Annotated in this window: 23 protein-coding genes; 6 read left to right on the top strand and 17 right to left on the bottom strand. The window is 69.5% G+C overall.

All coding sequences use genetic code 11. The features are described from left to right. The first annotated feature begins 9 nt into the window (after positions 1-9). The 4 genes from EV667_RS07130 (at position 10) to pepN (ending at position 5,171) form a co-directional block, all read left to right on the top strand. Complete coding sequence (locus EV667_RS07130; RefSeq protein ID WP_131834555.1) at positions 10-972, top strand: ATP-grasp domain-containing protein; 963 nt, start codon at positions 10-12, stop codon at positions 970-972. Next, positions 969-2,012 carry a hydantoinase/oxoprolinase family protein gene (locus tag EV667_RS07125; protein ID WP_131834554.1) on the top strand — a complete coding sequence of 348 codons (1,044 nt, stop codon included), beginning with the start codon at positions 969-971 and terminating at the stop codon, positions 2,010-2,012. The genes EV667_RS07130 and EV667_RS07125 overlap by 4 nt, the downstream gene beginning before the upstream one ends. Positions 2,013-2,040: 28 nt before the next feature. Beyond that, positions 2,041-2,403 (top strand): dihydroneopterin aldolase, encoded by a 363-nt coding sequence (gene folB, locus EV667_RS07120; RefSeq protein ID WP_131834553.1) that lies wholly within the window; start codon positions 2,041-2,043, stop codon positions 2,401-2,403. A gap of 119 nt (positions 2,404-2,522) precedes the next feature. Next, positions 2,523-5,171: an aminopeptidase N gene (pepN, locus tag EV667_RS07115; protein WP_131834552.1), complete on the top strand. Its 2,649-nt coding sequence runs from the start codon at positions 2,523-2,525 to the stop codon at positions 5,169-5,171. A gap of 77 nt (positions 5,172-5,248) precedes the next feature. On the opposite strand, the gene fae is transcribed toward pepN, so the two are convergent. Then, positions 5,249-5,788, bottom strand: a complete 540-nt coding sequence (gene fae / locus EV667_RS07110) for a formaldehyde-activating enzyme (protein ID WP_131834551.1) — start codon at positions 5,786-5,788, stop codon at positions 5,249-5,251. Between the two features lie 406 nt (positions 5,789-6,194). On the opposite strand from fae, the gene EV667_RS07105 reads away from it, so the two are divergent. Then, positions 6,195-8,399: a PAS domain-containing sensor histidine kinase gene (locus EV667_RS07105; protein ID WP_131835060.1), complete on the top strand. Its 2,205-nt coding sequence runs from the start codon at positions 6,195-6,197 to the stop codon at positions 8,397-8,399. 187 nt (positions 8,400-8,586) lie between these two features. Here EV667_RS07105 and EV667_RS07100 read toward each other — a convergent pair whose 3' ends face one another. From EV667_RS07100 to EV667_RS07035, 14 genes are all read right to left on the bottom strand, one after another. Then, complete coding sequence (locus EV667_RS07100; RefSeq protein WP_131834550.1) at positions 8,587-11,568, bottom strand: bifunctional [glutamine synthetase] adenylyltransferase/[glutamine synthetase]-adenylyl-L-tyrosine phosphorylase; 2,982 nt, start codon at positions 11,566-11,568, stop codon at positions 8,587-8,589. Between the two features lie 24 nt (positions 11,569-11,592). Then, a complete protein-coding gene (locus tag EV667_RS07095) occupies positions 11,593-13,014 on the bottom strand; it encodes a sensor histidine kinase (RefSeq protein ID WP_131834549.1) in 1,422 nt (473 codons plus the stop codon). Next, a complete protein-coding gene (locus EV667_RS07090) occupies positions 12,998-13,678 on the bottom strand; it encodes a response regulator transcription factor (RefSeq protein WP_207907684.1) in 681 nt (226 codons plus the stop codon). The genes EV667_RS07095 and EV667_RS07090 overlap by 17 nt, the downstream gene beginning before the upstream one ends. 277 nt (positions 13,679-13,955) lie before the next feature. Continuing rightward, the gene (locus EV667_RS07085) at positions 13,956-15,521 is read right to left on the bottom strand and encodes a Do family serine endopeptidase (RefSeq protein WP_131834547.1); all 1,566 of its coding nucleotides are present in this window, start codon (positions 15,519-15,521) and stop codon (positions 13,956-13,958) included. Positions 15,522-15,612: 91 nt separating this feature from the next. After that, positions 15,613-16,125, bottom strand: a complete 513-nt coding sequence (locus EV667_RS07080) for a cytochrome c-type biogenesis protein (RefSeq protein ID WP_245516013.1) — start codon at positions 16,123-16,125, stop codon at positions 15,613-15,615. Between the two features lie 5 nt (positions 16,126-16,130). After that, on the bottom strand, positions 16,131-18,131 hold the full coding sequence (locus EV667_RS07075; protein WP_131834545.1) for a heme lyase CcmF/NrfE family subunit: 2,001 nt from the start codon (positions 18,129-18,131) through the stop codon (positions 16,131-16,133). A gap of 160 nt (positions 18,132-18,291) precedes the next feature. Continuing rightward, on the bottom strand, positions 18,292-18,738 hold the full coding sequence (gene ccmE / locus EV667_RS07070; RefSeq protein WP_131834544.1) for a cytochrome c maturation protein CcmE: 447 nt from the start codon (positions 18,736-18,738) through the stop codon (positions 18,292-18,294). Positions 18,739-18,740: 2 nt separating this feature from the next. After that, on the bottom strand, positions 18,741-19,877 hold the full coding sequence (ccmI, locus tag EV667_RS07065) for a c-type cytochrome biogenesis protein CcmI (RefSeq protein ID WP_131834543.1): 1,137 nt from the start codon (positions 19,875-19,877) through the stop codon (positions 18,741-18,743). Between the two features lie 157 nt (positions 19,878-20,034). Continuing rightward, a complete protein-coding gene (locus EV667_RS07060) occupies positions 20,035-20,502 on the bottom strand; it encodes a YMGG-like glycine zipper-containing protein (protein ID WP_131834542.1) in 468 nt (155 codons plus the stop codon). A gap of 90 nt (positions 20,503-20,592) precedes the next feature. Further along, a complete protein-coding gene (locus EV667_RS07055) occupies positions 20,593-21,972 on the bottom strand; it encodes a sensor histidine kinase (protein WP_131834541.1) in 1,380 nt (459 codons plus the stop codon). Then, positions 21,972-22,673, bottom strand: a complete 702-nt coding sequence (locus EV667_RS07050; protein ID WP_131834540.1) for a response regulator transcription factor — start codon at positions 22,671-22,673, stop codon at positions 21,972-21,974. Before EV667_RS07050 ends, EV667_RS07055 begins: the two co-directional genes overlap by 1 nt. 97 nt (positions 22,674-22,770) lie before the next feature. Then, positions 22,771-23,055: a hypothetical protein gene (locus tag EV667_RS07045; RefSeq protein ID WP_131834539.1), complete on the bottom strand. Its 285-nt coding sequence runs from the start codon at positions 23,053-23,055 to the stop codon at positions 22,771-22,773. Positions 23,056-23,245: 190 nt separating this feature from the next. Next, positions 23,246-23,494, bottom strand: coding sequence for a hypothetical protein (locus EV667_RS07040; protein WP_131834538.1), 249 nt, complete (start codon positions 23,492-23,494; stop codon positions 23,246-23,248). Beyond that, positions 23,491-24,282, bottom strand: coding sequence for a glycoside hydrolase family 108 protein (locus EV667_RS07035; protein WP_131834537.1), 792 nt, complete (start codon positions 24,280-24,282; stop codon positions 23,491-23,493). Before EV667_RS07035 ends, EV667_RS07040 begins: the two co-directional genes overlap by 4 nt. A gap of 148 nt (positions 24,283-24,430) precedes the next feature. Here EV667_RS07035 and EV667_RS07030 point away from each other — a divergent pair, with 148 nt between their 5' ends. After that, positions 24,431-24,919, top strand: a complete 489-nt coding sequence (locus EV667_RS07030; RefSeq protein ID WP_131834536.1) for a hypothetical protein — start codon at positions 24,431-24,433, stop codon at positions 24,917-24,919. A 10-nt stretch (positions 24,920-24,929) separates the two neighbouring features. Here EV667_RS07030 and EV667_RS07025 read toward each other — a convergent pair whose 3' ends face one another. After that, a complete protein-coding gene (locus tag EV667_RS07025; protein WP_131834535.1) occupies positions 24,930-25,205 on the bottom strand; it encodes a hypothetical protein in 276 nt (91 codons plus the stop codon). Continuing rightward, positions 25,202-26,077, bottom strand: a complete 876-nt coding sequence (locus tag EV667_RS07020) for an arabinofuranosidase catalytic domain-containing protein (RefSeq protein ID WP_131834534.1) — start codon at positions 26,075-26,077, stop codon at positions 25,202-25,204. Before EV667_RS07020 ends, EV667_RS07025 begins: the two co-directional genes overlap by 4 nt.

The raw sequence follows: 26,077 nt of genomic DNA, 5'->3' as shown, positions 1-26,077 counted from the left end.
CTTCGGTAGATGTTGGTTTTTGTCGTTGAAACGATCACGGGGGGCGGCGCCCTCGGTGCCGAACTGCCCGCCTCGCTCATAGCCGAAGGCGCGCTGATGCGCGACACGCTGATCGGCGATCTTGAAGACCTGCCCGGCGTGCGGGTGATCACCACCCATGATGCGCGCTTTCCCGCCCCGCCGCGCGGCACCAGCACGGCGCTGCGCCTCGGCGACGATCCGCGCTCGATCTGGCGGCTGATGGCGCAGGAGGCCGATTGCTGCTGGCCCATCGCGCCGGAGAGCGGGGGCCTTCTCGAAGGGCTGGTTCGCGAGTTCCGCGCCCATTGCCGCCGCGTGGTGGCGCCGGAGGCCGAGACCATCGCCCTGTGCGCCAGCAAGAGCCGCACCGCCCGGGCGCTGGCGGCGGCGGGAGTGAACGTGGTCCCCACAGGGGCGCTCGATGCGCTGCCCGAGGGCACTGACGGCCCGTTCGTGGTGAAGCCCGATGACGGCGCCGGCGGGTTCGGCCTGCGGCTTCTCGACCACCGCCCGACGCCGCCTTTGCCGGCAGGCCATGTCGTGCAGCCCTTCATCGAGGGCGAGGCGGCGAGCCTTACTTTGCTCTGCCAGAGCGGGCGGACCCATGTACTGACCGCCAATCGCCAGCATATCGCGCGAGAGAATGGCACGCTGCGCTTCACCGGCGTTACCGTCGGCGCCTTCCCGGTCGACGACGCGCTGCGCGCGTTTGCCGAGAGCATAAGTGCGGCGCTGCCGGGGCTGCACGGGTTGGTCGGCGTGGACTATATCGCCACCGTGCAGGGGTCTGTGGCAATCGAGGTCAATCCGCGCCTCACCACTTCCTATGCCGGCCTGCGCCGGGCGCTGGCGGTCAATCCGCTGGCTTTCATGGCCGAGTTCATTCGCGATGGCGTGGTGCCGGACCTTCCGCACCTGCCGCCCGCCCTACCCGTCGAGGTTCTGCTTTGAAGAAGATCATCCGTTTGGGCTGGGATGTCGGCGGCGCCCATGTGAAGCTTGCCGCCTTCGGGCAGGATGGCAGGCTAAAGGCCGTGCGTATCGCCCCCTGCCCGGTGTGGAAGGGCGAGGAGACGCTCGCCGGCGCCCTGCGCGAACTGCGGGCCGAATTCGAGCCTGGCGTGCCTTCCGCCGTGACAATGACCGCCGAGGGTGCCGACCTGTGGCCCGACCGCCGCAGCGGGGTGATCGGCACGGCGGCGCTGCTGATGCGCGAACTCGCCGGCGCACCGCTGACCCTTTTCGCCGGCCCGGAAGGCTTCGTGCCGCCCGAACGCGCCGCCGAGCATGCCGACCACATTGCCTCGGCCAACTGGTACGCCGCCGCCGCCGTGCTTTCGCATCTGCTGCCGGGCGGCATTCTGCTCGACATCGGCTCCACCACCACCGACCTCATCCCCTTTGAGAGCGGGCGGGTGACGGCGCGCGGCTTCACCGATGCCGAACGCCTCGCCAGCAACGAGCTGGTCTATACCGGCGCCGCCCGCACCCCGGTCATGGCGCTGGCAGGCGAGGCGCCGTTCGAGGGGCGGTGGCTGCCTTTGATGGCCGAGCACTTTGCCACGAGCGCGGACATTCACCGCCTCACCGGCGCTCTCACCGAGGACGCCGACCTGCACCCGAGCGCCGATGGCGGGCCGAAGACGGCGGAGGCCAGCGCCCGCCGCCTGCTGCGCATGATCGGGCATGATTTCTCGCCGCCTCTGCTGCCCAAGGCGCAGGCGCTGGCCCGCCATCTCGCCGAGGCACAGGTCGGCCGGATCGGGCGCGCGCTGGATTGTGTGGTGTCGGCGCAGGAAAACCCGCCGGAAATGCTCGTTGGCGCCGGCGTCGGCCGTTTCATGGCGGCCCGGCTCGCCGAGCGGCGCGACCTGACCTATCTCGACCTCGCCGATGTACTGACCGACGATCCCGCCCTCTCCCGGCAGGCGGCCGATTGCGCCCCCGCCGTGGCGGTGGGCCTGCTCGCCGCCGCGCTCGACGCCGCCTGACCCCGTGAAAAATACCGGAACCCCGCTTATGTCCGACCGCGTTTTCCTTCGGGGCGTCGAACTGCACGCCACGCACGGCCTGCTTGAGGAGGAGGCGCGGCTCGGCCAACGCTTCATCGTCGACATCGACTGGTGGCTCGATGCCGGCGACGCTGCCGCTCACGACAATTACGGCGAGACAGTTGGCTATGAAAAAGTGTTCGAGGTCATCCACGAGGTCTCGTCGGGCCACCGCTTCCACATTCTCGAAGCCTTCGCCCAGGCCATCGCCGCGACGGTGCTCGCCCGCTTCCCGCGCGTCGAGAAGGTGCGGGTCGAACTGCACAAGCCCTCGGCTCCCATTCCCGGCATCTTCCGCGATGCCGGGGTGGAGATCACCCGCACGCGCTGACCCGCCGGCCGCATCCCGGCCTCGCGCCTTCCGGTACCGACCCGAAGCCCTTACCTGTTGGGCCTTACGCCGCTGAGCCACACGCCGCCTGAGACACACGCCGTTTTCTGGAGTTCAACATGTCGTCCGATGCCGTGCCCCCGCCCGTCCGCCTTGGCGACTACCTCCCGCCGGACTGGCTCGTCGACACGGTGCATCTGGATGTGCGCCTGCACCCCACCGCCTCGCGCATCGTGGCAACGCTGGCCATGCGGCCGAACCCGGCAGGGCGCGAGGGATCGCCCATCGTGCTCGACGGCGATGAACTGAGCCTGAAGTCGCTGACGCTGGACGGCGAACCGCTGGACGGCACCGCCTATGTCGTCACCCCGGCGGCGCTGACTCTGCTCGCCCCGCCGCAGCGGGCGCTGACGCTGGAAATAGAGACGGTCGTCGACCCCTCCGCCAATACGAAGCTGATGGGCCTCTACCGCTCCAGCAGCACCTATTGCACACAGTGCGAGGCCGAAGGCTTCCGGCGCATCACCTTCTTCCCCGACCGTCCGGACGTGCTCGCCGTCTACACCACCCGCATCGAGGCCGAGCGCGCGGAGGCGCCGGTGCTGCTCGGCAATGGCAACCCGGTGGAGAGCGGCGCGGTGGAGGGCACCAGCCGCCACTACGCCGTGTGGCACGACCCCTGGCCGAAGCCCTGCTACCTGTTCGCGCTGGTCGGCGGAAAGCTGGACCGCATCACCGAGGAATTTGTCACCGCCACCGGCAAGCGGGTCGAGCTCGGCATCTATGTCGAGCTAGGCAAGACGGAGCGGGCGGGCTACGCCATGGACGCGCTGAAGCGCTCCATGCGCTGGGACGAGGAAGTGTTCGGCTGCGAATACGACCTCGACGTGTTCAACATCGTCGCCGTCGCGGATTTCAACATGGGGGCGATGGAGAACAAGGGGCTGAACATCTTCAACGACAAATATGTCCTTGCCAGCCCGCAGACCGCCACCGATGCCGACTACGCCAATATCGAGGCGATCATCGCCCATGAATATTTCCACAACTGGACCGGCAATCGCATCACCTGCCGAGACTGGTTCCAGCTCTGCCTGAAGGAAGGCCTCACCGTCTTCCGCGACCAGGAGTTTTCCGCCGATGCGCGCTCGCGCCCGGTCAAGCGCATCAGCGATGTCCGGCTGCTGAAGGGCCACCAGTTTCCCGAGGATGCCGGCCCTCTGGCGCATCCGGTGCGCCCGTCCAGCTACCGCGAGATCAACAATTTCTACACCGCCACCGTGTATGAAAAAGGCGCGGAAGTGGTGCGGATGCTCAAGACGCTGCTGGGCGAGGAGGGTTTTCGCGCCGGCATGGACCTCTATCTCGATCGGCATGACGGCGACGCCGCGACGGTGGAGGACTTCCTCGCCTGCTTCGCCAATGCCAATGGGGTCGACCTGGCCCAGTTCGCGCTCTGGTATGCGCAGTCCGGCACGCCGCAGGTCACAGTGAGCGGCAGCTGGGACGAGGCCGCGCGCAGCTACCGGCTCGATATCGCGCAGACACTTCCGCCGACACCGGGGCAGAGCGAGAAATTGCCGATGGTCATCCCGCTCGCCGTTGGCCTCGTCGGCCCCGACGGGCAGGACATGACGCTCACCCCCGACGATGGCAGCAATGCCGCGCGCGGCGTGCTGCTCATCACCGAGCCGCGCCAGAGCTTCGTGTTCCGCGACGTGCCGCACCGCCCAGTGCCCTCGCTCAATCGCGGCTTCTCGGCCCCGGTGAAGCTCTCAAGCGACATGTCGACGGCGGACCTGCTGTTTCTGGCCCGCCATGACAGCGACCCGTTCAACCGTTTCGACGCCGCCCAGACCATCGCCCTCGGCCATCTTGTGGAAGCGACCGCCGCCGCCCGTGCCGGCACCGCCATGCCGGCGCCGGACGCGCTGGTCGCCGCGCTCGGGGCCACGCTGGATGATGGCGCGCTGGACCCGGCCTTCGTGGCGCAGGCACTCTCCATCCCCTCGGAGACCGACGTCGCGCGCGAGATTGGCGAGGATGTGGACCCGGACGCCATTCACGGCGCCCGCACGCGGCTGCGCCGGGCGGTGAGCGACGCGCTCGCCCCGGCGCTGCATGCCGCCTATGTCAGGCACGCACCATCGGGCGCCTATTGCCCGGACGCGGCCTCGGCCGGGCGGCGCGCGCTGCGCAACACCTGCCTCGATCTCCTCGCCGCCGGCGGCACGCCCGAGGGCATAGCCCGGGCGCAGGTGCATTTCGAGGCCGCCGACAACATGACCGACCGTTTCTTCGCCCTCTCGGTGCTGGCCCATGCGGCGCCGCAGGCGCGCGAGGCGGCGCTGGCCGCGTTCCACGAGCGTTTTCACGAGGACCCGCTGGTGGTCGACAAATGGCTGGCATTGCAGGCGCAGATCGCCGAACCGCAGGCGCTGGAGCGGGTGCGCGGGCTCACCTCCCACCCGGCCTTCGCCTGGAGCAACCCGAACCGCGTGCGCGCGCTCATCGGCAGCTTCGCCGGGCTCAACCCGACGCAGTTCCACCGGGTCGACGGCGCCGGCCACCAACTGGTGGCCGGCGCGGTAATGGATATTGACGGGCGCAACCCGCAGCTCGCCGCCCGGCTGCTCGCCGCCTTCAAGAGCTGGCGCTCGCTGGAGCCGGTACGGCGCGCCTCGGCCGAGGCGGCGCTACGGCGCGTGGCCGAAAAGCCCGACCTGTCGCCTGACGTGACCGATATCGTCAGCCGCTCGCTGGGCTGACGCGCTGAGCGAGGATGCCCCCGGCGTCACCTCGCCGGTGTCCCTCACCGGCGAGAAGCGGCGGCAACGGGAAAGGCTCAGTATTCCACCACGCCGTCGAGCGCGTAGTGCTTTACCGTCTTGCGGTTGGCGATCAGCTCGTCGACGGTCGGCTTGCCGGTCATGGCCCGTTCCAGCGCCAGCTTCATCGCCTCGTAATTGGTGCGGTAGAGGTCCGCCTTGTCGAGATTGGCGTCCTCGGCGCAGCGCGGGTCAAGCCAGATCATGACGATCATGCACAGTTCGTCCGCCTGATCCTTCGGCAGGATACCCTCGCTGAGCGCGTCGACGATGGCGTCGCCGATGGCGCCCTGCACCACGCCGCCGAGCAGGTCGACATACTCCAGCGTGTGGATGGTGGCCTTGGTGGTCATCATCGTCGCCGGGCGCACCTGCTGGTTCAGGTCGCGCACCACGAACATGCGGGTGTGCCCCTGCACCTGGCCCATCATCGAGGCGAAAGCCTGTCCGGCGGGGCCGCGCACCGAACCGATCAGAACCTCCGGCATGGCGTCGGTGAACTGCCCGTCAGCCGCGAGAACGGTCGCCTCGCCTGTGCGGAACCAGATATCGCTCATGTGAACCTCTTTTATTTCAGCAGCCACCCGCAAACCGGGCAAAAGCGAATAGCACCGGGGCCCGCGCGGCGTCCATGCGGCGTGGTTGTCGGCATGCGTCACCTCTCTTGTCCGGCAGCGCCACCCACCCAGACACCCTCGCCACGTCCGCAGGTTGCCGAATCGTTAACTTGACTCCCGGGGACTCTGGACAGTGGGGGGCCATATCGATTCAAATCGGAGTGATTCGGAGAGATGCGGCACATCGCTCCTATCGTACTGGGATCGGGTTTTGGGACTTCGGGGGAGGCCGGCGATGGCGCGCGCCAACGCTGCAGGCGCGTCCGTGCGCGTACAGGCCATGAGAGGGCTTGCACGCACGGTGGCGCGACCTGCGTATCAGCGATTGGTCGACGCCGAACCGTTCATGCGCAAGGCGGTGCCGGCGCTGATCATTGCGTTCATCGCCTCGGTCGCCATCGCCGCGATCGTGCAGATCCACGCCTATCGCGCCGACGCCATCGCCAATGCCAAGGACGAGCTTGCGCTCTTTGCCGCCGCCATTGCCAGCGAGGCCGGACGCCTGCCTGCCGGCTCGGCGACGCCGGACACCCTCTTGCAGAACAGCCTGCCGCCGCGCGCCGCCGAGGACGGGCGCCGCTACGGCCTGATCGACACCTCCGGCAAGATACTCGCCACCCATGACGAGACGTCGACGGCCGCCGAGCAGATCGGCCAGCTTCTCGCCAACACCCAGGCGCTCACCATCTTCGCCGAGAACGCCGGCGTGCTGGACGTCATCATGCCCGATGGCGCCGCTGCGCTGGCCACTGTGCGCAACCTGCCCAACGGCGCGCTTCAGCTTGTCGTCGTGCAGCCGCTCTCCGGCGCACTGGCCACCTGGCGCTCCGACACGGTCCTCACCGTCACCCTGCTCTCCACCACCGGCGCGGTTCTTCTGATCCTCGGCTTTGCCTTCCACTGGCAGGCGACCCGTGCCCGCGAGGCCGACGGCATCTACGAGACGGTGCGCGCGCGCATCGACACCGCGCTCTCGCGCGGCCGCTGTGGTCTGTGGGACTGGGACATGGGCCGTGGCCGCATGTTCTGGTCCGACTCGATGTTCGAGATGCTCGGCCACGCCCCGCGCGAGGACCTCATCTCCTTCGGCGAGGTGGCCAGCCTCGTCCATCCCGACGACACCAACCTCTACGACATCGCCCGCGAGATCGCCGACAAGCCCGGCCGCACCATCGACCGTGTGTTCCGCATGAAGCACGCCGACGGCCACTGGGTTTGGCTGCGCGCCCGCGCGGAAGTCGTGCCCCAGCCCAATGGCGAGCCGCCCCATCTTGTCGGCATCGCGGTGGACGTCACCGAGGAGCGCCGGCTTGCCGAGCGCACCGCCACCGCCGACATGCGCCTGCGCGACGCTATCGAGAGCATTTCCGAATCCTTCGTGCTGTGGGATGCGGCGAACCGATTGGTGCTGTGCAACTCCCGGTTCCAATCGCTCTACGGCATCGGCGACGCCCATGTGGCGCAGGGGACCGAGTTCGAGACCATCGCCACCCTCGCCCGCCAGCCCGTGGTCCGCATCCCGCTCCGCCCGGAAGACCGGCCAGAAGAAGGCGCCCGTGCCTTCGAGGCGCAGCTGGAAGGCGGGCGCTGGCTGAAGGTCGCCGAGCGCCGCACCAAGGATGGCGGCTACGTCTCGGTCGGCACCGACATCACCGCCCTCAAGCGCCACGAAGAGCGCCTGATGGAAAGCGAGAAGCGGCTGATGGCGCTGGTCGCCGACCTGCGTAAATCGCAGCAGACGCTGGAACTGCAGGCGCTTCAGCTGGCCGAACTGGCGCAGAACTATGCCGACGAGAAGACCAAGGCCGAGGACGCCAACCGCGCCAAGTCCGAGTTCCTCGCCAATATGAGCCATGAGCTGCGCACGCCGCTCAACGCCATCATCGGCTTCTCGGAGTTGATGGAAAGCGGCCTGTTCGGCCCGCTCGGCAACGACAAGTACAACGAATACTGCCGCGACATCCGTGATTCCGGCCGCTACCTGCTCGACGTCATCAACGACATTCTCGACATGTCGCGCATCGAGGCCGGGCGCATGCAGCTCAACCTCCAGCCGGTCCGGCTCGACGAGGTCGTCGCCGACGCCATCCGCGTCATGTCGGTGCGGGCCGGCGAAAAACAGCTCACCATTGTCGATGACTCCGATGCCGCCGTGGCGGTCGAGGCCGACAAGCGCGCGCTCAAGCAGATCACGCTCAACCTGCTTTCCAACGCCATCAAGTTCACCCCAGAGCAGGGCCGCGTCAGCCTGCGCACGCGGCGCTCCAAGCATGCGGCGCTGCTGGTCATCGAGGACAGCGGCATCGGCATCGCCAAGAGCGCGCTGGCCAAGATCGGCCGGCCGTTCGAGCAGGTGGAGAGCCAGTTCACCAAGACCCACAAGGGCTCGGGCCTCGGGCTGGCCATCGCCAAGTCGCTGGTCGAGTTGCATGGCGGTTCGATGCGCATCCGCTCCTCCGAGGGCGTCGGCACCACGGTGGTCATCCGCCTGCCCCTGAACGGCCGCCCGGCACTTCAGTACCGTACCAGCCGGACCCTTCCCGCCGAATAGACCTCCGATGAACGCTTTAGGGGAAAGCGCGGGCGACTGAGAGGTTGCCGGGAAGGCGAGAGCTGATCTGACCGCCTTTCAAGCCGTCATCCCCGGGCTTGGCCAGGGATTGCATGACTTTATCAGCCTGCGACCAGTCAAGGCATGGATGGCCGGGCCGAGCACGGCCTTGACGGGCCTGCAAACATCACGCCCTCTTGCGCCGGCGCTTCGGCTCGGCGGCCAGCAGGCGCTCGAAGGTTGCCCGCACCGCGCGCTGAGTTTCAAACAGGTGCGCTTCCAGCGTCGAGAAGTCGGGCATCGCCCCCGCCCGCGCCAGCAGCCGGCGCAGCGCCGGGCTGGCCTCCGCCGGCTTGAAGGGCCCGGAGAGCGCGAGGCGCAGCACCTGCGTCAGATCGTGCAACAGCCGGCAGGCGTCGGCCAACACCTGCCCGTCCTGCACGTCGAGCAGGCCGACACGCTGGGCGGCCTCGATCACCCGCAGCGTCGATGTGTCGATGATGCGGGGTTCATGCGCCGCGTGGGCAAGCACCAGATACTGGGCGATGAACTCGATATCCACCAGCCCGCCGCGCGCGTATTTCAGGTCCCAGGGATCGTCCTCGCCCTTCTCGTCGGCGATGGCGCCACGCATGTCGACGATGTCGGCAGCGAGACGGCGCGGGTCGCGCTCGCCCGCCAGCACATGGTGGATCGTGCTCTCCACCCGAGCGCGGAAGGCGGGCGAGGCCGCCACCACCCGGGCACGGGTCAGTGCCATGTGCTCCCAGGTCCACGCCTCCTCGGCCTGGTAGACCTCGAAGCGCGGCAGGCTGGTCGCCACCGGGCCGGAGCGCCCGGAAGGGCGCAGGCGCAGGTCCACCTCGTAGAGCTGGCCGGCATTGGTGGGCGTGGTCAGCGCGCTGACGACGCGCTGAGTGAGCCGGGCGAAATACTGGCTGCCATAGAGCGGGCGCGGGCCGTCGCTGTCGGGGTGCTCTTCGTCGAAATCATACAGCACGATGAGGTCCAGGTCGGAGCCCGCCGTCATCTCCCGGCCGCCGAGCTTGCCCATCGCCAGCACCGCGATCTCCGCCCCGGCCAGCGCGCCATGAGCGGCGCGGAAGCGGGCCACGACCGCCTCTTCCAGCGAGCGGATCAGCACGTCGGCCAGCCGGGCGAAGGCCTCGCCGGCGCGGGCGGCGGGCAGCGTGCCGGAGAGAATCCGCACGCTGATCAGCACATGGTGCTCCTGCCGGAAGCGGCGCGCGCGGTCGAGCCGGTCTTCCTCGTTCTCCGCCTGGGCGAGGTCGGCGGCAAGCCGCGCGGCCAGTTCCGGCTCGTCGGGAAGCGCGCCGAAAAAGGCCGGGTCGAGCAGCGCGTCGAGCAGCGAGGGGCGGTGCGCCAGCATTTCGCCAAGGCGTGGCGCGGTGCCGAGAATGGTGGCGAGAAGCCGCACGAGGTCGGGATTGTGCCGCAGCGCCGCCAGCAGCCGCTGGGCGGTCGGCATCTCGCGGAAGAAGCGGTCGGCGGCGTTCAGCCCGGCATCGGGGGCGCCGCCGCGTGCCAGCGCGTCGACCAGCAGCGGCACGATGGCTTCCAGTTCCTCGCGCACGCCCTCGGCGCGCAGGGCACGGGGCTCGCCCGCCAGCCAGCCGCGCACGGTAGCGCTGGCTGCCTTCGGGTCGGCATAGCCGAGCCGGTGCAGCGTCGCCAGCGTCTCGCGGTCGTCGGCACCTTCCGGAAATTCGAGCCGCCCCTCCACCGCCGCACGCGGCGGGGCGTCCTCGAACAGCTTGGAATAATGGTCCTGAACGCGCGTGAGGCGCTGGGTCAGCGCCTGCGCGAAAGCATCCCTGTCGCCATAGCCCATGAAACGGGCGAAACCGTCCAGCGCCTCTTCATCCTCCGGCAGGCTGTGGGTCTGCGCGTCGGCGACCATCTGCAGCCGGTGCTCCACCCGCCGCAGGAAGTGATAGGCCTCGTCGAGTTCCGCGCGTGCCCCCTCGCCGATCCAGCCCGTCTGAGCGAGCACGGCCAGCGCTTCCAGAGTGCGCGGGGTGCGCAGGCGCGGGTCGCGGCCGCCGGCAATGAGTTGCTGCGTCTGGGCGAAGAACTCGATCTCGCGAATGCCCCCGCGCCCGAGCTTCACATTGTGCCCTTCCACCGCGATCGCCTCATGGCCGCGAAAGGCGTGGATGTCCTGCTTCATCGCGTGGACGTCCGATACCGCGGCATAGTCGAGCGCGCGGCGCCAGACGAAGGGGGTGAGCTGCTTGAGAAACTCATGGCCGAGGGCGAGATCGCCGGCGATCGGCCGCGCCTTGATATAGGCGGCGCGCTCCCAGGTGGCACCTTCGCGCTCGTAATAGGCCAGCGCCGCCTCCACCGAGAGCGCTGCCGGCGTCGAGGCCGGGTCGGGGCGCAGGCGCAGGTCAACGCGGGCGACATAGCCATCGCCGGTGCGCTCCTGGATCAGCTTCACCAGCCGCTGCGTCATCCGCACGAAAAACGGCGCGGCCTCCACGTCCTTGGCCAGCGGGGCGAGATCGGGGTCGTAGAGCACGATCAGGTCGACATCGCTGGAATAGTTGAGTTCGCGCGCCCCGTGCTTGCCCATGGCGAGGACGGTGTAACCGAGACCCTCGACGCCGGTCTTGCGCAGCTTGCGCGCGCTGATGCCCTCGCGCACCAGAAACGCGACCGCCGCCGCGATGGCGGCATCCGCCGTTGCGGTCAACTCGGCGGTCACGGTGGCGAGGTCGAACACCCCGCCGATATCGGCCAGCGCGACGGTGAGCGCGGTGAGCGCCCGCAGCCGGCGCAGCGCCGCCATCACCTCGGCCTCATCGGAAGACGCCTCCACCGTCGCGACCGTGTCGGCGCGCGCGCGCGCCAGCGCCTCGGCAGGCTCGGCTTCCAGCAATTTCAGCAGGCGCGCCGGGTCGACCCGGATGAGATCGGTCAGGAACGGGGAATGGGCCGCCACCGCCGCCAGCACGGCACGGCAATCGTCATGGGCCGCGAGAAGGGCGACGAGGCGGGCGCGCGCCGCTTTGGGCGCCCCGGCGAGGACATCCGCCACCGCCTCGGGGAGCCCCTCCGGCACGGGAAAGCCGGGCGCGCGCCGGAGCCTCGTGACGAGGCTCTCCGCTGGCACCGCTACTGTCCCGCTCTTGCTTGCCGCCATGCCGCTTTTGCCCCCCTGCGTGTGTCAATCCATTCCCGCCTCGTCGGTGAGGTCGAGCGGCAGGTCGATAACGATCCGCAGCCCGGGATCGTTGCCTTCCAGCGACAGTGTGCCGCCGTGCAGGCGTACCACTGCCGCAACGAGAGACAAACCCAGACCGAAGCCGGGGCGCGTGCGGCTCGCCTCCAGCCGCACGAAACGCTCCAGCACGCGCGAGCGGTCCGCCTCGGAAATGCCCGGCCCGTGATCGGCGACGACGAGGCGCACGCGGTCGCCTTCGCGCCGGGCGGTCAGCGTGATGTCGCGCCGCGCGCCTGGGGTCCCGCCCGGCATTTCCGGCGCGCTGTACTTCATCGCATTGTCGATGAGGTTCGCCAGCGCCTGCCCGAGAAGCTCGCGCACCCCGCGCATCGGCAGCGGCCCGGCGACCTCGGCCCGCAAATCCAGCCCGCTCTCATCGGCCACCGGCTCGTAGAGTTCGGCGACGCCGGCGACCGTCTCGGCGAGGTCGAAGCGAAGCATGGACGCGCTGGCCTGCCCGGCCTCGGCGCGGGCGATCATCAGCAACGCGTCGAAAGTGCGGATCAGCCCGTCGGATTCCTCGATGGTCCGTTCGGTGGCAAGGCGCCATTCCTCCTCCGATTGGGCGGTGCGCAACGCGTCCTCGGCGCGGTTGCGCAGCCGGGTCAGCGGCGTCTTCAGGTCATGGGCGATATTGTCCGACACCTGCTTCAGCCCGGCCATCAGCGCCTCGATGCGGTCGAGCATGGCGTTGAGGCTCAGCGCCAGTCGGTCGAACTCGTCGCCGGTGCCGGAGACGGCGAGCCGACCGGAGAGGTCGCCGGCCATGATGCCGTCGGAGATCGCCGTCATCTGGTCGATGCGCTTGAGCACGCGGCGGGTGATGAACAACCCGCCCGCCATGCCGAGCACGACGAGAAGCGCCAGCCCCCAGACGGCGGGGCCGATGATGATCTGGCGCAGTTCCTCGCGCTCGACGATGTCGCGCCCGATCAGCAGCCGGTATTCGCCGGGCAGGAAGATCACATGCACGAGCGCGCGGCTCGGCGGACCGGAGGACTCCTCCGAGCGCAGATAGTCGATTTCCCGCCAGCCCTGCCGGTCGAGAATGTTCAGCGGCAGGTTGAGCACATTGCCGCCGAGCGGGTCGCCGTTGAAGCTGGCGATCAGCAGCAGGCCGGCGTCGGGGGCGCGGGCGCGGCGACTCACCAGCTGCACGAGGCGGGTGATGCCGCCACGCTCGAACTGCGCCTGCATGAAGCGCGTGTCGTTCTCGATCGCCTCCACCGCCTGCCGCGTCACCAGGCGCTGAGTGTGCCAGCCGAGATAGGCGATGACCGAGCCGGCGAAGATGGCGAAGATGAACAGATAGGCCGCGAGCAGCTTGAACGCGGTGGTGCGGAGGAGCTTACCGAGCGCCGTCACGAATGATGTACCCCGCGCCGCGCACCGTGTGGAGCAGCGGCGGATCGAAACCCTTGTCGATCTTCGCGCGCAGCCGCGAGACGTGAACGTCGATCACGTTGGTCTGCGGGTCGAAATGGTAGTCCCACACATTCTCCAGCAGCATGGTGCGCGTCACCACCTGCCCGGCATGGCGCATGAGATATTCAAGCAGCCGGAATTCGCGCGGCTGCAGCACGATCTCCTGCCCCGCCCGCGTGCAGCGATGCGCCAGCCGGTCAAGCTCCAGGTCGGCGACGCGGTATACCGTGTCGGCCGCCTGCGGCCCGCCGCGACGGGCCAGTGCCTCGACGCGGGCCAGAAGCTCGGTAAAGGCGTAGGGCTTGGGCAGATAGTCGTCGCCGCCGGCGCGCAGGCCGGTCACGCGGTCGTCCACCTGTCCGAGCGCGGAGAGAATCAGCGCCGGCGTCTTGTCGCCGCGCCCGCGCAGATCGGCAATCACCGACAAGCCGTCGCGGCGCGGCAGCATGCGGTCGACGATGAGCACGTCATAGCCGCCCTCGCGGGCAAGCATGAGCCCCTCCTCGCCATCGGTGGCCACGTCCACCACGTGGCCCGCCTCACGGAACGCCTTGCGCAGATAGTCGGCGGCGTCGCGGTCGTCCTCGACGATGAGCAGGCGCATGGGGGACTCTTCGGCGCTCTTTCGGGCTGCCTTCCGGATGTCCGCGAGGTCGATGAACGGGTCATCTCTGCCCCGCGCGGAATCGGAGGCGGCGGTAAGATTCGAATTCGTCTCCATGTACGTCATTTCGAGCCTCGCGCCTATATTGGCCTCCCCCGGCGCCAGCGCCGGAGGGCCCCTGAAAAAGATGACGCGGGGAATCCTTTCGGACTCCCCGCGCCACCGAACCGGCCGCAGCCCAAGGGGCGACGGAACGAGCCGCAGCCGGAACTCGCGGTCAGCCGCGCTGGTCGCCCAGCGAGATGGCGACGAAACGGGTGCCCTGCTCGGACTTGATCCGCATCAGCACGGCCTTGCGGTTGTCCTTGCGGGCGGTGGCGAGGCCATCGCGCACATCGGCGGGGGTCATCACCGGCTTGCCACCCACGTCGAGGATGACATCGCCTTCCTTGATGCCGCGCTCGGCGCCCGGGCCGCTCGGATCGACCTCGGTGACGACGACGCCGATGTCACCGGCGCCGGCGACACCCTTGGCGGGAGCCAGTGAGAGGCCGAGGCGCGGAATGCCCTTGCCGTCCTCCTGGCTTTCATCCGCCTTGGCCTTGTCGGCCGAAGCGACGTCGGTCGGCAGCTGCTCCAGCGTGACCGGGATGGTCATCGACTTGCCGTCGCGCAGCACGCTCAGCTTCACCACCGTGCCGGGCTTCTTGCGGGCGATCTCGCGCGACATCTCGCGGGAGTCCTTCACGGTCTCGCCATCGATCTGCGTCACCACGTCGCCCGGCTTGAGGCCGGCCTTCTCGCCGGGGGTGCCGGGCTGCACCTGGGCGATGAGCGCGCCCTCGGCCTGCTCCATGTCCAGCGCCTCGGCGACTTCGTCGCTGACCGGCTGGATCTGCACGCCGACATAACCGCGCGCCACTTCGCCGCCGCTCTTCAGCGCCTCCACCACCTCGAGCACGGTCTCGGACGGGATGGCAAAAGCGATGCCGACATTGCCGCCGGAAGGCGAGACGATGGCCGTGTTCACGCCGATCACGTCGCCGTCGAGGCTGAAGGTCGGACCACCGGAGTTGCCGCGATTGATCGGGGCGTCGATCTGCAGGAAGTCGTCATACGGGCCCGAGCCGATGTCGCGGCCACGCGCCGAAACGATGCCCGCCGTGACGGTGCCGCCGAGGCCGAACGGGTTGCCGACCGCGACCACCCAGTCGCCGACACGCGGCGCCTTGGCGGCGAGCTTCACCCAGGGGAAGTCGTCCTTGCCGTCGACCTTGAGCAGCGCCACGTCGGTGCGCGGGTCGGTGCCAATCACCTTGGCGGTGTAGCTCTTGCCGTCCGTGGTCGTGAGGTCGACCTCGGAGGCGCCGTCGATGACATGGTTGTTGGTCACGGCAAAGCCGTCGGCGGAGATGAAGAAGCCGGAGCCCTGGCCGACCACGCCACCGCGCGGGCCGGGACCACGACGCGGGCCCATGTCGGGGCCGCCGGGGCCACCCGGACCGAAGCCGAAGCGGCGCATGAAGCGCTCGATCTGCGGGGGCACGTTCTGGCCGCCCATGCCTTCCTCGTCATTCGAGGCGACCTTGTCCTCGGCCTTCTTGACCTTCACGCTGACGACAGCGGGGGAAACCTTCTCGACGATGTCGGCAAAGGAGAAGGTGCCGGCCGGCTGGTTGGTGGTCAGCTGGGCCTGGGCGGGGGTGACGATCTCGGGCAGCACGAAGGCGCCGACGGTGCCACCGGCAAGCGCCAGGGTGAACACACCGGCCAGCAGCCGGGAACGGCTCTTGCGCAGCGTGGAAGAAGGGGTGCGGGTCGGGATGGGCGCGGTGCGCTGCATGTGTCGTTCCTCGTTCGCAAATCACTCTCCCCACCGGGAGCGTTGAACGAGAAGGTAGAGACCGTCGCCTTAACGCAGTCTGGCGGCGGCGTTAAACTTTCGTAACGTCCGCCGGGCTGTCTGAGGGAGCCGGATCGCCGAGCGCGGCGCGCAGGCGCGCCTCCTCGTCAGGCGTCAGCGGCTCCGTCGCCGTCGCCGCGCGCAGGCCGTGCGGCGTGGCACGGCGGCGGTAGGCGAGGAAGAGCCCGATGCCGCCGGCCACAAGCACGGCGAAGGGGGCCAGCCACAATATGGCGTTCGCCCCGTGCCAGGTCGGGCGCAGCAGCACGAACTCGCCATAACGCGCGACCAGATAGTCCATGACCTCCCGGTCGCTGTCGCCGTCCTGGATGCGCTCGCGCACCAGCAGGCGCAGGTCGCGCGCCAGCGGCGCGTCGGAATCGTCGATGGACTGGTTCTGGCAGACCATGCAGCGCAGCTCTTTCGAGAGCTCGCGCGCCCGCGCTTCCTGCGCCGCGTCCGGCAGCACTTCGTCCGGCTGCACGGCGGCGGCGGGGGTGACGAGGGCGAACGCCAGCAGCAAATAGACAAGGACTGCGCGCATGCCGCTCATTCCGCCGGCACCGGCGACGCGCCATCCGCCTTGGCCTTCGGCTTCTTGGCCGGTTTGGGGGCCCCCACGCGCAGCCGCCGGTCGGTGAGCGAGAGCGCGCCGCCCAGCGCCATGATGACCGAGCCGATCCAGATCAGCGTCACGAACGGCTTCCAATAGGCGCGCACGCCCACGCCGCCGCCCGGCAGTTCGTCGCCCAGGCTCACATAGAGCTGGCTGAACCACATGGTGCGGATGCCCGATTCGGTGGTCGGCATGTTGCGGGCGGTGAACAGGCGCTTGGCGGATTCGATGGTGCCCATGTCGACGCCACCCCGGCGGACCGTGAACACCCCGACGAGATCGCGGTAATTCGGCCCGTTGCGCGGTTCCAGCCGGTCGAGGGTCAGCTCATAGCCGCCGACCTCGAAGCTGCCGCCGACCTTCACGCCGGCGATGCGCTCGGCGTTCCAGCTGGTTTCGGCGATGATGCCGAACAGGCAGACGCCAACGCCGGCATGGGCCAGCGCCCCGCCGAACACCGAGCGGGGCAGGCCGCGCAGCCGGGCGAAGGCGGTCGCCCTCGGCACCCGGCCGAAGCCGGCGCGCTCGATCACTTCGGCCAGCGCGCCGATGACCACGAAGGCGGCGAGCCCCATGCCGAACGGGGCCAGCACCGGCCCGCCGCCCTGCGCATAGGCCGCGAGCGCCGCGATGACGATGGCGGCGCCGAAGGCCGCCATCAGCCGCTGCGCCGCGCCGGCGAGGTCGCCACGCTTCCAGGCCAGAAGCGGCCCGAACGGCATGGCGAACGCCACCGGCAGCATCAGCGCGCCCACCGTCAGGTTGAAATAGGGAGGCCCGACGGTGATCTTGGCGCCGTTATAGGCCTCCAGCGCCAGCGGGTAGAGCGTGCCGACCAGCACGGCGGCGGAGGCGGCGGTGAGCAGCAGGTTGTTCAGCACCAGCGCGCCTTCGCGGGAGACCGGGGCGAAGATGCCGCCCTGCCGCAGCATCGGCGCGCGCAGCGCATAGAGCGTCAGCGAGCCGCCGATGAAGAACACCAGAATGGCGAGGATGAACACGCCCCGCGAGGGATCGGTGGCGAAGGTGTGCACCGAAGTGAGCACGCCCGAGCGCACGAGGAAGGTGCCGAGCAGGGAGAGCGAGAAGGCGAGGATGGCAAGGAGCACCGTCCACACCTTCAGCGCGTCGCGCTTTTCCATCACCACGGCGGAATGGATCAGCGCGGTGCCGGCGAACCACGGCATCAGCGAGGCGTTCTCCACCGGGTCCCAGAACCACCAGCCGCCCCAGCCGAGCTCGTAATAGGCCCAGTAGGAGCCCATCGCGATGCCCAGCGTCAGGAACGCCCAGGCGGTCAGCGCCCAGGGCCGCACCCAGCGCGCCCAGGCGGCGTCGATCCGCCCCTCGATCAGCGCGGCGACGGCGAAGGCGAAGGTGATGGAGAAGCCGACATAGCCGAGATAGAGCAGTGGCGGATGGATGGCGAGGCCGATGTCCTGCAGGATCGGGTTGAGGTCCTGTCCCTCTGCCGGCGGCGGGATCACCCGTGCGAACGGATTCGAGGTGAACAGGATGAACAGCAGGAACGCCGTTGCCACAGAGCCCTGCACGGCCAGCACATTGGCCTTCAGCCGCGCCGGCAGATTGGCGCCGAACAGCGCCACCAGCGCCGCGAAAATCGCCAGCACCAGCACCCAGAGCAGCATCGAGCCCTCATGGTTCCCCCAGGTGCCGGTGATGCGGTAGAGCAGCGGCTTGGCGGAATGGGAGTTCTCGACCACGTTCAGCACCGAGAAATCGGACTGCACATAGGCCACCACGAGCGTGGCGAAGGACAGGCCGGTGAAGCCGGCGAGCACCAGCGCCAGCGTCGAGCCCACCTTCATCAGCGCCGCGTCGCCGGTGCGCGCGCCCCAGAACGGGATCACCGTCATCAGGAGCGCGACGGCAAGCGAGAGCACCAGCGCGTAATGGCCGATTTCCGGGTTCATGGGCAGGTATTCCTTCGAGCATCCTTCGAGGCCGCTTCGCGGTACCTCAGGATGACGGCGCACCAAAAACGTGAACCATGGGGATGAACACCATCCTGAGGTGCTCGGGCAAGGCCCGAGCCTCGTAGGACCGCCGTCTCGAAACGGTGGCAGCCATTCTTCACGGCATCCCCTCCCCTTCCTTCCACACGCCCTGCTTCTTCAGCGCGTCTGCGACTTCCTTCGGCATATAGGTTTCGTCGTGCTTGGCCAGCACGCTGTCGGCGGTGAAGCTGCCATCGGGCGCCAGCACGCCCTCGGCGATCACGCCCTGCCCTTCGCGAAACAGGTCCGGCAGCAGGCCGACATAGGTCACGCCCATGTCGGCGCCGCCATCGGTCACGACGAAACGCACATGGGTGCCGTCGGTGTGCAGCACGCTGCCGTCCTTCACCAGCCCGCCCAGCCGCAGCCGGGTGCCCGGCCTCGTGCCCTCGGCGGCGATCTCGCTGGGCGAGCGGAAGAACACGATGGTGTCGTTCAACGCGAACAGCACCAGCCCGGCCGCGATGAAGAGCACGCCGGCGGCGCAGGAAATGACCAGTAGGCGACGTCCCTTGCGGGTCATGGTCAGCTCCCGAGCCCGAGTTCGTGCGCCAGCGCGTCGATGCGCCCAAGCGCGCCGCTGTCACTGGTGAAATGGGTGCGTGCCTGTCCGGCGGCGACCCTCGCCTTGTCCTGCTGGCCGAGCACGGTCCAGGCCCGCATCAGCCGCAGCCAGCCCTCGATATCGTCGCCCTCCTGCGTCAGCCGCGCCTCCAGCCGCTCGACCATGCCGCGTACCATCGCGTCGCGCTGCTCGGGGGTGAGGCTTTCCGCCGCCGCCACATCGGCCGCGCCGGGGCCGGCGGCGGGCGCGGTCAAGGTCGCGGGCATGGGCGCACCGATCCGGGCCAAAGCCTCGCGCAGCAGGCCGAGCCAGGGGGCATCGGCCGGCGACTGGGCCACCAGCGCGCTCCAGCGCGCGGCGGCCTCGGCCTTCCGGCCATCCTGCTCGGCGGCGAGGCCGAGGAAATACTGCGCCTTGGGGTCCTTCGGGTCGGCGGTGAGCGCCGCCTCGAAGGCGGTTTTGGCCTGTGTCGTCACCACGCCGCCGGCCTGCGCGGTCAGCGCTTCGCCGAGGCCCGTCTCGCGCGGCGCAGTGGGGCCGAGAAGGCGGATGGCGTTGGCCCAGGCCCGCGCGGCGTCGTCGAGCCGGCCGATACGGGCATAGATCGGCGCCACCACCTCATAGCCGCGCCCGTCATTCGGGTTGGCTTCGAGATGGCTTTCGACCTTGCGGATGAGAATGGCGACGTCGGAGGGGTTGGGTTGCGCCTCCAGCCGCTGCGCCAGCGGCTGCGGCGGATAGAGCGGCGAGCCGAGGGCGAGGTAGAGCCCGCCGGCCATCAGCGGCACGCCGAGCAGCGCGACCACGGCAACAAGGCGCCGGCGCCGGTCGTCGCCGGAGGAAGCACCCTCCCGGCTGCGCTCGGCGGAAGCGCGCAGGATGCGCCGCGCCACTTCGGTACGCGCCGCCTCGCCCTCGGCCGGGGCGATGAGGCCGGAGGCGCGGTCGCGCTCGATCTCCGTCAGTTGGTCGCGGTAAACGGCGAGATCGGCTTCGGCGGTGCTGGCGGCGGGCAGGGCCGCGCCGGTGCGCAACGGCCAGAGCACCGCCATAATGGCGGCGCCGGTCATCAGCGAGAAGGCGATCCACAGCAACATTAGTTTCCCTCTAATGCGCTGAGGTAGCCGACCCGGACGCCGACGCCAATCCGTAACACCCTCAGTCGGATCGACGCAGCCTCACAGTCGCGCGAGGCTGCGTGCACGGTTGGCCGCGCCTGCGTCACCCCGCCACGGGCCGGGCCGGGCGCGTCGCTCAGCCGGCGACCGGCGTCCAGGTGCCGTCCGGGTTGCGGCAGGCGGTGCCGCGCGCGGTCTGTGGCTGGCCGTCGACATAGATGGTGTGGGTGAACTCCCGGCACCGGGGCGATCCGCCGCGCGCATAGGCCGGGCCGGGAACGATGGTGCCGTAATTGCCGCTGTCGCCGCGCCAACTCACCGGCGCGCCGGGGTTGCCATATTCCAGCGCCTGCATTTCCGCATCGCGCGCCCGTTGGCGGTCGGCCTGGTCCAGCGCATTGCCGATCGTCCCGCCGATCAGGCCGCCCACCGCCGCGCCCACCAGCGTGCTGGCCGTGCTGCGGCCGGCCACCTGGCCGATGATGCCGCCCGCAACCGCGCCGATGGCCGCTCCGCCGACAGTGTTCGGGTTCTCCTGCGCGGTGCTGCAGCCCGCGAGGGCGCCGGCGACAAGACCCACGGCCACGAATTGGTATGCGCGCATGAAATTGTATCCTCCAGCTTCGGCACGGCTCTTCGCGCACCAAGGATGAGGAATAGGGCGAAAGCGCGGCTCCGTCACCCCTCCCGCGCCTCACGCTGCCGGCAGCTTCACCACGCAGCGCAGGCCGCCAAAGGGCGAGCGGTCGAAGGCCAGCCGCCCGCCATAGAGCCCGACCAGCTCCGAGACGATGGACAGGCCAAGCCCGGAACCCGGCTGCGTCTCGTCCAGTCGCTTGCCGCGCTTGAGCGCCTCGCGCTGTTCCTCGGGCGTCAGGCCCGGCCCGTCATCGTCGATGGTGATCTCGAAATACTCCCGCTCGCCGGCACCGCCGGGCACCGGCGCCACCGCGATCTCCACCAGCGAGCGCGCCCATTTGCAGCCATTGTCGACGAGGTTGCCGAGAATTTCCTCCAGGTCCTGCCGCTCGCCGCGAAAGCGCAGGCCGCTGGCAACCTCCGCCTCCACCGCCACCCCCTTGGCACGATGCACCTTGGCCAGCGTGGCGGCGATGCGCTCGACGATGGGCGCCACCTCCTCGACCGTGGTGACGACGGAAGCGCGCGCCGCCATGCGGGCCCGCTCCAGATGGTGCGCTACCTGGTCCTTCATGATCTGCGCCTGCGCCGTCACCTTGGCGCCCAGCGCGGCATCGGCCTCGCCGGCCCGCGCCGCCTCGTTCTGCAGCACCGAGATGGGCGTCTTCAGCGCATGGGCGAGGTTGCCGACATGGGTGCGGGCGCGCTCGACAATCTCGCGATTGGTGTCGATCAGCGCGTTGACCTCGGCGGCGAGCGGGGCCAGTTCCACCGGATAGGCGCCCTCGATACGGTCGGCGCGGCCGGTCCGCACGTCGTGCAGGGCGGCGAGCATGCGCTTGAGCGGGCGCAGGCCGAACAGCACCTGGAACACCAGCGTCAGCAGGAAGGCAGCGCCCAGCACCGCCAGCGTCATCACCAGCGCCTGGTCGAAGCCGGCGACCTCCTCCTCGATTTCCCCCGCATCGGCCGCCACCGCCACCGCGTAGCGCCCGTCCTCGCCGAGGTCGACCACACGCTCGACGATTCGCAGCCTCTGGCCCGAGGGCCCGTCGGCATAGCTCTCGCGCAGGCCGGACACGTCCGAATTGGCCTGTTTCTCGAACAGCAGCGGCAGCTTGCCTTCGGGCAGCGAGCGCGAGGTCTTCACCTGCGCAGCGGGCCCGTCGGTGCGGGTGATCTGCCAGTACCAGCCGGAAATGGGAAAGTTGAACAGAGGGTCGCCCAGCGTCGTCGGCTCCGGCATGGTGCCGGAGGCGGAATTGGCGACATCGGCGACGATGGTCTTGAGATAGACGTCGAGCCGCTGGTCGAAGGCCCGCTCCACCGCCGCCCGATAGACCTGATGCAGCGCGAAGCCGGTGATCGCCAGCACGGCGACGCTGACCACCGTGGCGGAGACGAACAGGCGTAGCGCCAGCGAGCCGGCGCGCATCAGCGCGGCGTCTCGGCGCGGGAACTGTCGGCGCGGGGCGCCTCGGGGGCGACGAGCAGATAGCCGAGCCCGCGCACGGTCTGGATCACGTCGACATCCAGCTTCTTGCGCAGCCGCCCGACAAAAACCTCGATCGTGTTGGAATCGCGGTCGAAATCCTGGTCGTAGAGATGCTCGACCAACTCGGTGCGCGACACCACCCGCCCGACATGGTGCAGGAGGTAGGCCAGCAGCCGGTGCTCGTGCGAGGTCAGCTTCACCTGTCGCCCGTTCACCGTCACCCGGCCCGAGCGTGTGTCCAGCATGACCGGCCCGCAGGTCAGCTCGCTTGCCGCATGGCCGGCGGAGCGGCGCAGCAGCGCGCGGATGCGCGCCAGCACCTCCTCCATGTGGAAGGGTTTTGCGACATAGTCATCGGCGCCGGCATCGAAGCCCTGCACCTTGTCGCTCCAGCGGTCGCGAGCGGTGAGGATCAGCACCGGCATCTTGCGCCCCTCGCGCCGCCAGGCCTCCAGCACCGAGAGCCCGTCCATCTTCGGCAGGCCGATATCGAGCACCACCGCGTCATAGGGCTCGGTGTCGCCGAGGAAATGGCCCTCCTCGCCGTCATGGGCGCGGTCGACGGCATAGCCGGCCTCGACCAGCGCCTCGACCATCTGGCGGTTCAGATCGGGATCGTCCTCGACGACAAGCAGACGCACGGCAATTCCTCAGGCGCACGCCGCGCAGGGTTGGCGCGGCGTGCCGAGCATGCCACCGCGCGGCGCGGATGTCAGGTGGCGAGGATCAGCGCACGGATCAGGTCACGCCGGCCGTGCCCCGTTCCCGCCAGGCGAGCCACGTCACGGTGGCGAAGGCGCCGGACCATGAACCGACCGCCGCGAAGGCGACGTAGATCCAGTCCTGCGTGTAGGTGATCACGGCGAAGGCCGAGAGCATGTACCAGAGCCCGCTCCAGTTTGCCGCCCAAAAGCGCCGCCGCGCCATGATCGAGGCGTTGAACAGCACATAGACCGTGTCGGTGGCGGCCGTCGACGTAAACACGCCAAGGGCGAGAAGGGGGTCGACGGTGGGAAGTATCATGGGAGCTCCGGGAAACCGCTGGAGTGATCCCGCTACCGTCGATCCTGCGCTCTCCGCTGGCAAGCGTTTGCCTCACCGCCCCCACCCGCACAATTCCCGCCCCACGGCATTGTGCGCCTTCACCTGGCGGATGGTGGGATCGGTGTCCGCCACCGCCCAGCCTATCGGCGCGAACGCCCCGCAGGCGCCCCTAGTCGCGGCGGAAGGCGTCGTCGTCGCGCAGCCGGCCGTCATCAGCATTGCGGCGATCAGCATCAGCCCGCGCGTCATTCGCGCGCTCGATCGTGTCCAGCACATCGCGTTCTCCCTCCGCCACGCAGGCCGCGTGGCCTTCCGTGCGCCCCTTGAGATAGATCCCGCCGGCCAGCGCGAGGGCCGCGAGGACGAGCGCGGCGCCCCGCCCGAGCGGGCTCGCCATCAGCCCCAGCAGCGCCGTCACGGCGTCGCCTCGCCGGCGCTTATCCGCACCAGAGCGCCGCGCAGGGTGAGGGCCACGCCGGCCAGCATCAGCGCCGCGAACAGCCATTTCAGCGGCTCGGCGAGGCTGGCGAGCGGCGCCAGCCGGTCGGCCTGCTCGGCCACGACAGTGCCGAGCACGCCCGCGCCGCTGATGAGCCCGCCGGCGCCTTCCGGCGTGCGCGAGAGCTTGGTGTCGCCGGGCCGCGCCCGGGCGGCGCCTTCCGTCTCCCGTGCGGCCTCCGGTGGGGTGTCGCGCGCCATCCGCGTCGCCGCCGCCCGAACCTCGGCGACGCGGCGGGTCCAGCCGGCGCCGAAGGTCGGAAACGTCCGCAGGGTCCGCAGCATTGCGAGGCGGCGATCGCAGAGGCCGTCGACCAGCGCGGCCGGCTCCTGCCCGGCCAGCGCCGCCAGCGTCGCCTCGCCCACCTGCCCGTCCGCGACGACACCAAGCGTGCGCTGCAGCCATTTGGCCGCCTGGGCGGGGCCGGAATTCACCGCCGCGTCGAACAGCGCAAAATCGAGCCCCGCGGGCAGTTCGTCCGCCCGCACCGCGTCCCAATATTGGCGCCGGTAAATCGCCGCGACCTCGCCGGGCTCGATCAGCCGGACCCCTCGCGCGGGCACGCCATGGCGGCGGCGCCAGCCATCATAAACGCGCTGGGTAATGCCCTTCATGGTCGCCCCGCCGGGGTCGGCGGGGTGATCGGCATAGCCGCCCTCATGGACGAGCACGCGCTTCAGCGCCTCGTCGAAGCTCGACGCGGTCATTGCATGGCTCCGCTGCAAGATTTTGGGGGTGATTTCTGGGGATTAACGCTATGTTAACCATCCGGCTACCCCGGCACGGTTGCAAAAATACCGGGATTCCGAGACTCTTTTTGAGATAGCTGGCTACGGACAAGGGGCTCCGCACGGCATGGCAAGAGAAGATCGACTTGTCGAAGATCTGCGTAGCATTTTCGATGAAGCCCGCCGCAGCTCCGGACAGGTGCAGGCGGAGGCACTTCTGGCTGTCGCCCCGGTGGTGCTGAAGAGCAGCGACCCGGAGCGCGAGCGCGGCGTCGCCTATATGCGCGACCGGCTGGCACCCGAGAGCTATCGGGCCATCTGCCGCGCCATTGGCGACGAGCTGGACCGGCTCAACAACGAGATCGACCGGCTGAAGCGGTTCGAGAGGATTTCGACCGTGGTCGAGACCGCCAAGCGCCGCATCGTTGCCCGGCCGATGATCGTGGCCAAGCCCACCGCGACGGCAGCGGTCAAGGCCGCCGCCGCCGGGGCTACCGCGCCCGGCGCGAGCGCGTCCGGTTCAGCCACGGCGGGCGTGGCCACCGCCCCGGCTCCGGCCGCACCGGCTGTCGCGCCCAGGCAGCCCGGCGCCGGCGTTCCCGCAGCGGCCGAATAGACGCGGCGCATCAGAACTCGGCGACGCCCCAGTCCTCGGCGGGCAGCGTCTCCACGCGCGCCGCGCGCTCGGCGGGCGTGAGCAGCCCGTCATAGCTCTCCTGCGACAGATGAATCTGCGCCTCACCCGGCATCGCGGGGAGCAGGAGCGCGGCCCGTCCATCGGTCGGGTGAAGCTGCCACGCCCACAGATACAGGGTGTCACCGGGCGCGCTGCCGAGCGCCTGCCACGCCGCCGCGCTGCGGGCCTGCGCCTCCCCCGCCGTCGCGAAGATCAGGTACATCATGGCATCACCCGGGTGAGGGCCGCGTCGAGCGCCGCGACATCAAGCGCGGAGCGGGAAAGGGCCAGCATCGACATGGCCCCAGCAAATCCCGACGTGCCGACGGCGTTGGCACCGATTCGCGACGCGGAAGAGCTGTTCGTGTCCGGTGCCGATTGGGCCGGAGACATAACGCCCGTTGTCGTCTCGCCGTTTCCGGAGATATCGAGGCCACCGGCGGCGTAGCCGATCCGCGCGATCAGGCGGGTGGATACCCCAATGGGGCGCACCACGCTCTGCTCGGCACCGCCGTCAATGGAGCGGGCGCCCACGGCAAGGGTGCCGCTGGCGCAGTAAAGGATGGCCCTCGATTGCGGCCCCCCGCCGATGGACGTCGAGAAGATCGCCTGCGTCGCCGATGTCGGCGGCGCGCCGGTGGCAGCCGCGACCGTCAGGGCCGACGCGCCGCGTGCGATGCCCAGGCTGTTCTGCATGTCGACATACTGCGCACCCGAGAACACCATGCCGGGCCGCCCGTTCGGCCCGATATCGAGCACGCCGGCGCTGACCAGCCGAGGCTGCGCCGCGCCCGTTGCCTGCTCCGCGTGACGTCCGTTCCCGGTCTGGTCGTACCACCGCGTTGCATAGACGCTGCCCGCGCCGGCGAAGGCGAGCAACGCGGCCACGTCGAAGTCGCCCGGTGCCGTAAAGCCGACATCGACCTCCGCCCCGTCGCTGGTGCGCCGTGCCCGCACGCACGGGCCGGCATGGGCCGACAGGAGTCGCCTCATGCCGAACGCCGCATAAAGCGAGCCGGCGAAACCGTCGAGCGGCAGGGCCACCGCCGGCGCCCGCCGACGATGGCGGAGATCGAGCGTAAAACCGATGCTCGCCAT

It is taken from the genome of Ancylobacter aquaticus (assembly GCF_004339465.1).
Classification (GTDB): domain Bacteria; phylum Pseudomonadota; class Alphaproteobacteria; order Rhizobiales; family Xanthobacteraceae; genus Ancylobacter; species Ancylobacter aquaticus.
This window is presented reverse-complemented; position numbering and strand designations above follow the sequence as displayed.